Annotated in this window: 8 protein-coding genes; 2 read left to right on the top strand and 6 right to left on the bottom strand. The window is 56.4% G+C overall.

Features of this window, described 5'->3' with window-relative positions; translation table 11 throughout:
• Positions 1 to 706: 706 nt before the first annotated feature.
• The 4 genes from QEH57_RS15105 to QEH57_RS15090 form a co-directional block, all read right to left on the bottom strand.
• Positions 707 to 1882: an erythromycin esterase family protein gene (locus QEH57_RS15105; RefSeq protein ID WP_309007587.1), complete on the bottom strand. Its 1176-nt coding sequence runs from the start codon at positions 1880 to 1882 to the stop codon at positions 707 to 709.
• Positions 1883 to 2017: 135 nt separating this feature from the next.
• A complete protein-coding gene (locus QEH57_RS15100) occupies positions 2018 to 2398 on the bottom strand; it encodes a hypothetical protein (RefSeq protein ID WP_309007586.1) in 381 nt (126 codons plus the stop codon).
• 77 nt (positions 2399 to 2475) lie between these two features.
• Positions 2476 to 2934, bottom strand: coding sequence for a hypothetical protein (locus QEH57_RS15095; protein ID WP_309007585.1), 459 nt, complete (start codon positions 2932 to 2934; stop codon positions 2476 to 2478).
• Positions 2935 to 3611: 677 nt separating this feature from the next.
• Positions 3612 to 4439, bottom strand: a complete 828-nt coding sequence (locus QEH57_RS15090) for an AraC family transcriptional regulator (protein ID WP_309007584.1) — start codon at positions 4437 to 4439, stop codon at positions 3612 to 3614.
• 78 nt (positions 4440 to 4517) lie between these two features.
• On the opposite strand from QEH57_RS15090, the gene QEH57_RS15085 reads away from it, so the two are divergent.
• Both QEH57_RS15085 and QEH57_RS15080 read left to right on the top strand, forming a co-directional pair.
• Complete coding sequence (locus QEH57_RS15085) at positions 4518 to 5276, top strand: SDR family oxidoreductase (RefSeq protein ID WP_309007583.1); 759 nt, start codon at positions 4518 to 4520, stop codon at positions 5274 to 5276.
• A gap of 25 nt (positions 5277 to 5301) precedes the next feature.
• The gene (locus tag QEH57_RS15080) at positions 5302 to 6375 is read left to right on the top strand and encodes a mannonate dehydratase (protein ID WP_309007582.1); all 1074 of its coding nucleotides are present in this window, start codon (positions 5302 to 5304) and stop codon (positions 6373 to 6375) included.
• A 348-nt stretch (positions 6376 to 6723) separates the two neighbouring features.
• Here the strand turns inward: QEH57_RS15080 and QEH57_RS15075 are convergent, their stop codons facing one another.
• Together QEH57_RS15075 and QEH57_RS15070 are read right to left on the bottom strand one after the other, a co-directional pair.
• On the bottom strand, positions 6724 to 9027 hold the full coding sequence (locus QEH57_RS15075) for an ATP-binding protein (RefSeq protein WP_309007581.1): 2304 nt from the start codon (positions 9025 to 9027) through the stop codon (positions 6724 to 6726).
• A gap of 348 nt (positions 9028 to 9375) precedes the next feature.
• Positions 9376 to 10572 carry an amino acid aminotransferase gene (locus QEH57_RS15070; protein WP_309007580.1) on the bottom strand — a complete coding sequence of 399 codons (1197 nt, stop codon included), beginning with the start codon at positions 10570 to 10572 and terminating at the stop codon, positions 9376 to 9378.
• Positions 10573 to 10614 lie beyond the last annotated feature (42 nt).

Raw genomic sequence — 10614 nt, 5'->3', positions numbered from 1 at the left:
TGAGACTTGATCGAACACTACTCCAGCCCTTGCATCAACGGATAGAGCTGAGAATACGATGAACAGGGCGATTGTTAGTTTCATGATTAGTTTTTCGCTAACGTCAAAGACTCACGATGTCGGCTTCGACTGAGGTTCCGAGTCTGTTGAGGTTAGTTTTCATGGCTTCGTTGTGAAAGGGGCGGGCGTTTGCCGACATTGTGAGCTCTGCCTTGTTGGACCTGTTTCTTTGTTTGATTCGGGTCATTGGAGTCCTTTCTTCCAGGTGGTTCGCACAACTCCCCATGAGTCATATTTAATCATCGTTCTTCCTGAAATTGGTTCTTCGATTGAGCCCCTAAACCCGACTTTACACTCGTAGTCATCATGAACGAATGGTGCATCTTTGATGGAAAGGAAGAACTCTATGCAGATATGGTCGTTCTTTACTTCGAATGGCGAATGAACACTCATCGCTAGGTCAAAGTATAGTTTGTCGAAGTGCTCCGACTCAACGTACCATGTGGCCTCTTGAAAGCTCTGTGTAGTAAATGGGTAGCACTCCGAGAACGAGAGAATCGGCCGAAAATGCAGATTCATTCTTTGTTTTCGGTTTTCGTATGCCCTAACGGTGTTTGTGCTCGAGACGACCTTCATTAATCTTTTTGTCCAACGTCGAGCTCAGACGCGAGCTCTTGCGCTAGTTGTCTGTAGCGTTTTGTTGGGGCTATTCTTTGTTATCGTAATCGATGAATTCTGAGGCTGTCACGTGGGGAATCCAGAGTAATGCATCGTAGTCATTGTGGATGTCGCGATCGTAGAACTGTTTTGGGTGTGCCATACTTCCGGGGAGCCATTGTCGAGTAACTTCAGTAGGAAAATCTTCTTTCTCTATAAATATTGGTGTTTCGGTGATGCCGCTCAATTTAGATTCAAGACTACTTTGGGGTGGCATTGGAATCTCATTTTCTTGGTTCTTCTTGGCCTCAAGATCAATCGCCCGGTATGTTCCAGAGCCAACAGCCAGGCCTAAGACAAAATAATCTTCTCCGTAAAATTGAGATAGGTGGTAGCCGAGACTCTCGACGCTAGAATTCGGTAAATCCGATTTTTTAGAAAAATGTACGTTGTGCCCCCACATAATTACTTTGCTGTTAGGATTTAGATCTGTGATTTTGTTTACCATATTAGCCATCCCTTGTTCGCGCGACTGCCTTTTGGCTCTTTGTAAATAATGCTCCCGAATTGCGTGCGCACAAAGCAATAGTTCTTCTTCAAGGGCTCTTGATTTTATAAATTCGATGACTGTGTCAGATGCTGCTATTGGATCACCATCGAAATCTTCGATTTCAATCTTCTTATTGTATTTTTCTCCTACGCTTAAAAACCTAATTCCAGTTTCCTTAATGAAAGGGTTAAGCCTGATGCCTCCTGAAACTGGGACCTGAGTGTCGAAACCCATAAGCCTGAAGTTGAATGGGCTTTGCCCAGTCTTATTTTCATGAGCCCATTTCAGTAACTTGGCTAGTTCCTTGTTGTGCCATGGCCAGAAAACGAGACTGCGAAGCATTCTATCTGCATCGCTATTAACATCATCGATTTGGGCGTTTACCGTGAAGGCGTTCGCGACCTGATCTTCGATCGCTAAAATCGTGAATCCTTTTTGAGTGACCAGATGTTTCACTATCTGAGCACGAAGGTAGGTCTCTTCTTTTGTCCCGTGAGTTGCTTCTCCGAGAGCTACAATTCGTGAATTTCCGATTGTTTCGCCAATGCGATCCAGCGTCTCTTGTGAAAGAGACGGAAGGGAATAGTCCGCTGATGGTACGACGGTTTCGGAATTTGAAAGGCCAGCAAAGGAGCAATAGAGCGCGGCTAGTAAGGTTGCTATTATGTTTCTCATTTTTCTTTCCCCAACGCTAAGGTGATACGACGGCGGCTTTGGTCATCGCCTCCACGTCTGGGTTCGTTGATTTCGAAGTATCTTTGTCAAAGAGGCGAGCGTTTGCCGCCGTTGTATCGACTGCCTGGTTGGACATCATTGATTGATGCTTTCGAAAAATCGCTCCATCGACTGATCGATTTCTTTCGTGATTTTTTCAGTCGAGAAAATGAAGACATCGATTACGTCGATATCGTCTTTGTACAGGTGGACTACGAGGGGTTCATTCTCTGAATTGTAGGTAACTTTAAATTTTATGGTCTTCTCTTTTTCTATTCTTAATTTTTTGGCTAGATCGCAGACCTTGTCTATCTGCTGACTGCCAAATCCAGAATCGATGTGTTGAGTGACTGCCACGAGGAACGGCCTCAGGCTAACCATATCCAAGCTCGTGGAGGACTCTTTCAATTCGGATCCATTCGAATTTGATGCTAAGCCTCCCAGTAGGATGATAATCGCAGAGAGTATCTTTTTCATTTCTTTTCGTCCAACGCCGAGTGCATACGATGGAGGAGGCGCAGCCTCCGGAATTGTATGTCACGACTTGTTCGGTATTATTGAACTACTAGAGGAGTGTATATTCCGCTACCTTGTTGGTAAACTGTTGGTAGTTTCCATGAATGCACCTCCTTTTGCTCGTTATTGGTTGTTTCGATGAAGGTAACTTCTATGACTTCACCTCCCTTTATAACATCAATATAGTAGTCATTGCCTTCCTTTGCTGTGAAATCAAATCGAATGATTTCCGATCTTCTGTATCCGGTAGCTGCCCAAAATCCAATTCTGTGATGACCATGAGGTAGGTAAACGGGATTCCCTGGAGATGCCTCTCGTGCTTCTCCGTCAATTTCTACGATAAAAATATTTCCTCCTTTTTTCCCAAGTAGGGTTCCCATAGTCACCGTTTCTCCGAGTAGAGTGACGTGTCCTTCTGGTTTGGTCGGAATATTTGTTGTTTTACAACCTGCAATCAGGCAAAAGAAGGCAAGCAAGGGGATGTGTATAATTTTCATTTGTTCATACCGAACGCAGAGGTCTCACGCGAGCGCTTGCGCGAGTTGTGAGGACCGACTTGATGGGGTTAAGTTTTTCATCTTAAGAGTTGGGTTTGTCTTGGAAATTGGGGCTTTTCTTTTCTTGGATTCAGTCTTCGGATCGATTGCCAATTTGCGATCTTTGATTTGCTGCAGGATCAATCCTATTTAAAAGGGCTTTCGGATTGGTTGGCCTTCTCGAAAATCGATCTATCTCTCCGTTGCAGGATCTTCATATTTAATTCTTGAATCTAGAATTTGGATACGTCGCTAAGTTGTTCTCTCTTAAAATTCCATATCTCCCCATCAGTAGTATTATGTGCGCTTTTGGTACGACTAACAAGGAGGGTGTTATTTACCGTTTTTAACAGTTAAGTTGTCAGAATAACAGGCTATGGCCGGTGTTATGCGCGCTTTTGGGGTAATAACACATTTTCGGATTCTCCTGTTAGTCGGCGCTTTTTCCATGCAGGGAAAACTATTTCGGACTTGGTTAGAGACAAGGCTAATTTACGTGAAAGTACGATTGAGCAGAGCTGTTTGCGCTTAGGCCTGTTATCCCAGTCTTGCATCCGATCTATCGTATTTGTGAGCGAGCCGGACTTTGCGGCACTGGTATGGATTCTGCGCGTTTTGAGCTCGTTTAAAGCCACGCCCTAGTGGCTGGGGGCGGCGCCGTGGTGCTTTTTGTAGGCGCGACTGAAGTCTTGGGGGTGCCGGTAGCCCATCTCGTAGGCGACGCTTTTGACGGAGCGGCCTTCGAGTTTGAGAAGGTGGCGGGCGTGGTCCATCTTGAGCTTTTGGAAGTGGCTGCCCGGGGATTCGCCGAGCTCGTCGATGAAGAGGCGGTGCAGGGTCATGGGGGAGATGTCGAGGAAGCGGGCGAGGGCGGTGGCGGGGTTGGTCTTGGCGAAGTTGTGCAGCATCCATTGGCGGGCGGCGCGGATGCGGTTGCGGCCGGAGCTACTGTTTTGGTTTTCGCCGGCCCGGCGGAAGCTGTGGTCGAGCAGGCCGCGGAGGTGGAAGAGGGCGACGGCGTTTTGTTCGGAGGTATCCAGAGTGATGATACGGGATTGCTCGTGCAGGGCGCTGAGGAGGCGTACTTGGTCTTGGGCGAAGCTGACGGTTTCGAAGAGGTTTTCTGGCGGGGCGGGATCGCGCAGGGGTGCGTCTTTCCAGATCCAGTTGAGCACCTTGACGCTTTTGCCGTTTTGGAGGGGGAAGCCGAAGGGGAAGTCGGGCCCGCAGAGCAGGCCTTCGCCGGCTTGGTAGGTTCGGGTACCGTGGCGGTGTTGGAGGGTGACGGCGCCTTCGAGGAGGATCCAGTAGGTCCAGCCGGGGTTGCTGTGCATGGGGATGGCTTCGCGAGCGAAGTTTCGCTCGCCCCAGCCGAGGTAGACGAGGGGCTGGTTGATGTCGCCTTGCCAGGTGGGGTAAAGCTCGGAGGGGGGGAGGAGGCGGTGGGGGTATTTTCGCTGCGACATAGGAATTTATAACATCGGGTTAATTTCACCGTTATCAATTCTCTTTTGCTCTGGGGGGAGTCCGGTAGTTTGTTTTTTATGAAGAACGCATTTGATCTCGCGGGACAGCGGGCATTGATCACGGGTGGCGGCACGGGCATCGGCTTGGGAATGGCGAAGTGCCTGGCGGCTTGCGGAGCGGAGGTGGTGCTGGTGGGTCGGCGGGAGTCGGCCTTGCAAGCGGCGGCGGAGGAGATCGGGGAGCGGGCTTGCTACCGGGTCTGCGACGTGACGGAGCTGGCTGCGATTCCGGAGTTTGTGACGGGCGTGGAGGAGGAGCTGGGCCCGGTGGATACCTTGATCAACAATGCGGGGGTGCATTTGAAGAAGGACGCGAGCGGGATCAGCGACTTGGAGTTCCAGACGGTGATGCAGACGCATGTGAACGCGGCCTTTGCCTTGAGCCGGGAGTTCGGCAAGGCGATGATGCGGCGGGGGACGGGGAATATCATTTTTACGGCTTCCATGGCTTCGATCTTCGGCATCCCGATGGTAGCGGCTTATTCGGCGGCCAAGACGGCGCACTTGGGCTTGGTGAGGGCTTTGACGGCTGACTTTTCGCCGCGCGGGGTGCGGGTGAACGCGATCGCCCCGGGGTGGATCCATTCGGAGATCATGCACAAGGCGGTGAATGCGGATCCGAAGCGCAAGGAGAAGATCCTTTCGCGCACGCCGTTGGGGGACTTCGGGGATCCGGAGGATATCGGCTGGGCGGCGGCTTATTTGGCGTCGCCGGCGGCTAAGTTCGTGACGGGGGTTTGCTTGCCGGTGGATGGCGGGGCCTCGATCGGTTTTTAGGTGTAGTTGTAGATAGGATACGGTTATGAAACTTGGATTTGGCCTTTATCGTCACATGCTCGACCGCGAGCATCTTCGCTTCGCCAAGCAGGCGGGGGCGACGCATATCGTGGTGCATTTGGTGGACTACTTTAACCAGGGCGGGAAGGGGACGGACCAGCCGACGACGGGCGGGCGCGGCGGTGGCTGGGGCCATGCGGGCGATCCGGACAAGCTGTGGAGCGTGGAGGAGCTGCGGGAGATCAAGGCTTTGATCGAGAGCGAGGGGCTGGTTTGGCATGCGATCGAGAATTTCGATCCGGCCCACTGGCACGATGTCTTGCTGGACGGGCCGAAGAAGGCCCAGCAGATGGAGGGATTGAAGGAGATGATCCGGGCCATGGGCCAGGTGGGGATCGCGGTGATGGGCTACAACTTCAGCTTGGCGGGCGTGTATGGGCGAACGACGGGCAACTACGCTCGCGGCGGCGCGGGGGGCGTGGGCATGGAGGGGTTTGTGGATACGGAGCCGATGTTGGACGGGATGGTTTGGAACATGACTTTTGACGAGGCGGCGACGGGCACGGCGGAGCGGACGCGGATCGGCAGCGACGAGCTTTGGGCCCGACTGGAGTATTTCTTGCGGGAGCTAGTTCCGGTGGCGGAGGAGGCGGGCGTGATGCTGGCGGCTCATCCGGACGATCCTCCGGTGCCGCGCTTGCGGGATACGCCGCGCTTGGTTTACCAGCCGGAGATGTATCAGCGCTTGCTGGATTTGGTGCCGAGCTCGTGCAGCGGGCTGGAGTACTGCTTGGGGACGCTTGCGGAGATGACGGAGGGGGATATCTACGAGGCGACGGAGCGGTATGCGGCGCAGGGAAAAATTGGATACGTCCATTTTCGCAACGTGCGGGGCAAGGCTCCGAACTACGAAGAGGTTTTTATCGACGAGGGGGATATCGATATGGAGCGGATCGTGGCGATCTTGAAGAAGCATGACTTCCAGGGGGTGCTGATTCCGGATCATGCTCCGGCGATGGCTTGCGCGGCGCCTTGGTACGCGGGCATGGCCTACTCGATGGGCTACATGAAGGCGTTGCTGGGGGCTTGGGATCGATAGGGGCGTCGCAGCTCTGGACTGGATTTGGGTCCGGGTCGTTGGATGATAGAGTTCCGGGGGGAGCTTTTCCGCGGCCCGGGCCTTTTTTGGACTGGGATGGGGAGTGGGATGAGTGGGGATGTGGGGGATTGGGTTGTGTTTTTTTTGGGCCCGCAGATTACGCGGATTTTTTGGGGTTTCTGAGGATGGGGGCGGGTGGACATCGCTCTGATGAGCGAGGTGGCGTTTGTTGGGGGGGAGGTTGGTGTGTGGGGATCCTGCAAGGCGGTCGCGGGCTGAAGCTCCGCGCTACGGGGGATCCTGCAACGCGGCGTGTCGCGAGCGACAGCCCTACGGGGGGGGGCGGGGTTAGGTGCGGTTTTTCTTTTTTTGGAAGTCGCCTAGGACGCGCTTTATCTTGGAACGGGATATGGGCTTTGTAATGAAATCTTCGATACCGGCTTCGGTGCAGGATTGTCGGGTCTGGGGGGTGGAGTCGGCGGTGACGGCGACGAAGTAGGGTCGGGCTCGGGCGTTGTCGCGGGAGCGTAGGTTGTTGTAGGTTTCGATGCCGTTCATTTGCGGCATGTGGATGTCGAGGAAGACGATGTCGTAGGGTATCTCGGAGATGAGCTCGATGGCGGTGGCGCCGTCGCTGCAGGCTTCGGACTTGAGGTCGAGGTCGGAGAGGACTTCTTGGAGGACCTCGAGGTTGCTCTTGATGTCGTCGACGATGAGGGTGCGGGTATTGGGGGGCGGCCGGAAGCTTGCGTCGCTGGAGTGGGCGGGCAGGGCTTGCTGGGAGGGGCGAATGGGGGCGACGGGGATGGTGCCGCTGAAGGTCATGCCTTGGTCGGGGTTGGGGGTGGCTTGGATCTCTCCGCCGAGGATTTCGAGGGCGCGGCGGCAGATGCTGAGCCCGAGCCCGGCGCCTTCGGTCTCGCGGGAATTGGAGGAGTCGACCCGTACGAAGGGTTCGAAGATCTGCTGCAGGCTGCCTTCGGGGATGCCGGGGCCGTCGTCGATGACTTTGTAGGTGAGTTGGGCGGAGGCGTGGGCGTCGGGCGCGGGCGAGAGGCCGAGCAGGAGGAGGACTTTGCCTTTGGGGGTGAACTTGATGGCGTTGTCGATGAGGTTGTTGAGGACGTTGCGCAGGAGCTTCTGGTCGAGGGCGAAGGTTTGGTCGCGGGGGCCGGTTAGGGCGGTGAGGAAGGTGATGCCTTTTTTCTCGGCCTTGAGGGCGAAGGTGGATTCGAAGTCGTCGCGGAGGTCGTTGAGGGTGACGGAGTCGGACTCGCGGTCGTAGATCTCGGGGTCCATCTTGGAGATCTCGAGGAGGCTGTCGATGTGCTCGTGGAGCTGGCGTCCGGCGGCGTGGATGCGTTCGGCGAGGGTGGATACGTCTTCGTCGAGCCGGGGGCGGCTCATGAGGATTTCGGAGAAGCCGAGGATGGGGTTGAGCGGGGTTTTGAGGTCGTGGCTGATCATGGCGAGGAAGCGGTCCTTGGCTTGGTTTTCGCGGTTGGACTGGACGAGGGCTTCTTCGAGGGACTTGAGGGCGGTGACGTCGCGCCCGGAAATTTGGACTTCTTGGACGGGGGCGTGGGGATCGCCGATGGGGGTGGCGTGCCAGAGGTGGCGCAGGGCGTGGCCGTGGCGGGGGGCGCTGTCGGTGACGAAGGTGTGGGAGATGCGGTTTTGCAGGGTGGTTTCGACGACGGAGCCGAAGGGGGAGAGGTCGGGGCAGCGCGTTAGGGTTTCTTCGAGGGTGAGGGTGAGCTGTGGATCGTCGGTGCGGAGGAAGCGTTGGGCGAAGGCGTCGTTGTAGTAGGTGATGCGGTGGTCGGCGGTGATGCGCACGACGGCGTCGCCTTGGGCGTCGGCGATGGCTCGGTAGCGCTCGATCAGGCGCTGTTTTTCGCGCTCGGTTTTCTTGCGTTGTTCGATGAGCTGGGTGGTGCCGAGCATGTGGCTGGCCTTGCCGTCCTCGCGGCGTTGGGTGACGACGCCGAATTGCTTGATCCAGAGGTAGGGGCCTGCGGCGCTTTTGCAGCGGTACTCGGAGTCCCAGGTGTCTTGGTTGCCGTCGATCGTTTGTTGGAGGGATTCGCGGGTTTCGCGGAGGTCGTCGGGGTGGACGCGTTCGAACCAGAAGGTGGATCCGTCGTCGATTTCGTCGTAGTGGTAGCCGAGGATGCACTCTTGGGGGCCGACGAGGGTCATGGAGTCGCTTTGGAGGTCCCAGTCCCAGCACATTTGCTGGGAGGAGCCCATGAGCAGGTTCATCTTGCGCAGGAGGTTCTTGTAGCGTTTGCGGTAGTCGTCCTGCTTCGCGGCGCGTTTTTCGACGAGGGCGGGCGGGTGGGGCTCGAGGGTGACTTGGTAGCACTCCTGGGGGGAGTCTGGGGTGGCGATGCGTTCGAAGTGGAGGGTAATCCAACTAGGGGCGTCGGCGGGGGGGAAGGAGCTTTGCCAGCTGGTTTTTCCGCTTTCGAGGAAGGCGTCGAAGGCGTCTTGGCAGGCTTGCTCGAGGGAGGGGTGGACTTGGCTGGCCCACGCTACGGGGCCTGTTTGGGCGGACGGCGGGGCCGTGGGGGAGTCGATGACTTGGGCGCGGGCGTTGACCAGGAATCGCTTGGGAGCAGGCCCATCGCCTGTGGGAGGCTTTTTCATGAGGAGGAATTGCTGGAAGCTAGTAAACAATTCCGCTAGGGGAATTGCAACGATTGGATCGGATGTGTGGGGTTATTTCCTTACTAGCTTTTCGTGGATCTGGATGCCCTAGGGTGGATATGGTGTTTGGATGGAGCGGGGTGGGGGGGCTTTTTTTGGCCCGCAGATTTCCGCAGATGTGCGCAGATCGATTTTTGGGGATGTGGGTGATGGGGTGTTTGGCAGCAGATTTTCGCAGATGGGGTTTGGTGGGGGTTGTGGGATCCTGCTGCGCGGACGCGAAAAAGGCGAGCCGGGGTGGGCTCGCCTGGAGGGATATAAAGTCTTTTTCGCCGTGGGAGGTTGGTCCTACAGGACGGCTTTGATGGCGGCGACGACGCGGTCGATGTTGTCGTCGGTGATGCCGGCGACGTTGATGCGGCCGGAGTCGACGATGTAGACGCTGTGCTTCTCGCGCAGGGCGATGGCTTGCTCCTTGCCGAGGCCGGTGAAGGAGAACATGCCTTTTTGCTGGGTGAGGAAGCTGAAGTCGCGCTGGATGCCGGCGGCTTTTAGCGCATCCACAAACTGGGTACGCACGCTGGCGATGCGTTCGCGCATGGCGGCGAGCTCGGCGTGCCACTGCTCGGTGAGCTTCTCGTCGGAGAGGATGGTGGTGACGATGGCTCCGCCGTGGGCGGGCGGGTTGGAGTAGTTGACGCGTACGGAGATCTTGAGCTGGGAGACGACGTTGGCGTAGTTGGCGGCGTCGTCGGTGACGACGTGCAGGGCGCCGACGCGGTCTTGGTAGAGGCCGAGGTTCTTGGAGAAGGATTGGCAGACGAAGAGGGGGAGGCCGGCCTTGGCCATGATGCGGGCGGCGGCGGCGTCTTCTTCGATGCCGTCGCCGAAGCCTTGGTAGGCGAAGTCGACGAGCGGTATCCATTTCTTGGATGCGGCGATGCGGGCGACGTCTTCCCACTGCTCGAGGGTGAGGTCGGCTCCGGTGGGGTTATGGCAGCAGCCGTGCAGGATGACGACGTCTCCGGCGGGGATGGCTTCGAGGGTTTCGAGGAATCCGCAGTAGTCGAGGCTGAGGGTGCTGGCGTTGAAGTAGTTGTAGGTTTCGACCTGGAGGCCGGGGGCGGCGAAGATGCCTTTGTGGTTGGCCCAGGTGGGGTTGGATACCCAAACGGTCTTGGTATCGAGGTTTTTGGCGATGAAGTCGGCGGCGACGCGCAGGGCGCCGGTGCCGCCGGGGGTCTGCAGGGAGGCGACGCGGCCTTGCAGTTGGCCCGCGAGCTCTTCGCCGAAGCAGAGCTTCTGGGTGAGGCTGGCGTAGGCGGGGGTGCCGGTCATGGGCAGGTAGCTCTTGGAGGTGGAGCTTTCGAGCATGCGCTTTTCCGCTTCCTTGACGGTGTCGAGGATGGGAGTGACTCCGGACTGGTCGACGAAGACGCCTACGGAGAGGTTGATCTTGTCGGGGTTGGGATCGGCCTTGAATGCCTCGGTGAGGCTGAGGATGGGATCCGCGGGAGCGAGGCTAACGGTGTCGAAGTGTGACATGGCTCTGGTTTTGGTTTGGCTGTTGTGTTGTTGGTGCTCTGA

This window comes from Pelagicoccus sp. SDUM812005, from assembly GCF_031127875.1.
Taxonomy (GTDB): domain Bacteria; phylum Verrucomicrobiota; class Verrucomicrobiia; order Opitutales; family Opitutaceae; genus Pelagicoccus.
This window is presented reverse-complemented; position numbering and strand designations above follow the sequence as displayed.

What these genes read in the sequence shown, in the direction of transcription:
- QEH57_RS15105 (WP_309007587.1), bottom strand. Translation starts at nt 1,882, where the DNA reads ATGAGAAACATAATAGCAACCTTACTAGCCGCGCTCTATTGCTCCTTT.
- QEH57_RS15100 (WP_309007586.1), bottom strand. Translation starts at nt 2,398, where the DNA reads ATGAAAAAGATACTCTCTGCGATTATCATCCTACTGGGAGGCTTAGCA.
- QEH57_RS15095 (WP_309007585.1), bottom strand. Translation starts at nt 2,934, where the DNA reads ATGAAAATTATACACATCCCCTTGCTTGCCTTCTTTTGCCTGATTGCA.
- QEH57_RS15090 (WP_309007584.1), bottom strand. Translation starts at nt 4,439, where the DNA reads ATGTCGCAGCGAAAATACCCCCACCGCCTCCTCCCCCCCTCCGAGCTT.
- QEH57_RS15085 (WP_309007583.1), top strand. Translation starts at nt 4,518, where the DNA reads ATGAAGAACGCATTTGATCTCGCGGGACAGCGGGCATTGATCACGGGT.
- QEH57_RS15080 (WP_309007582.1), top strand. Translation starts at nt 5,302, where the DNA reads ATGAAACTTGGATTTGGCCTTTATCGTCACATGCTCGACCGCGAGCAT.
- QEH57_RS15075 (WP_309007581.1), bottom strand. Translation starts at nt 9,027, where the DNA reads ATGAAAAAGCCTCCCACAGGCGATGGGCCTGCTCCCAAGCGATTCCTG.
- QEH57_RS15070 (WP_309007580.1), bottom strand. Translation starts at nt 10,572, where the DNA reads ATGTCACACTTCGACACCGTTAGCCTCGCTCCCGCGGATCCCATCCTC.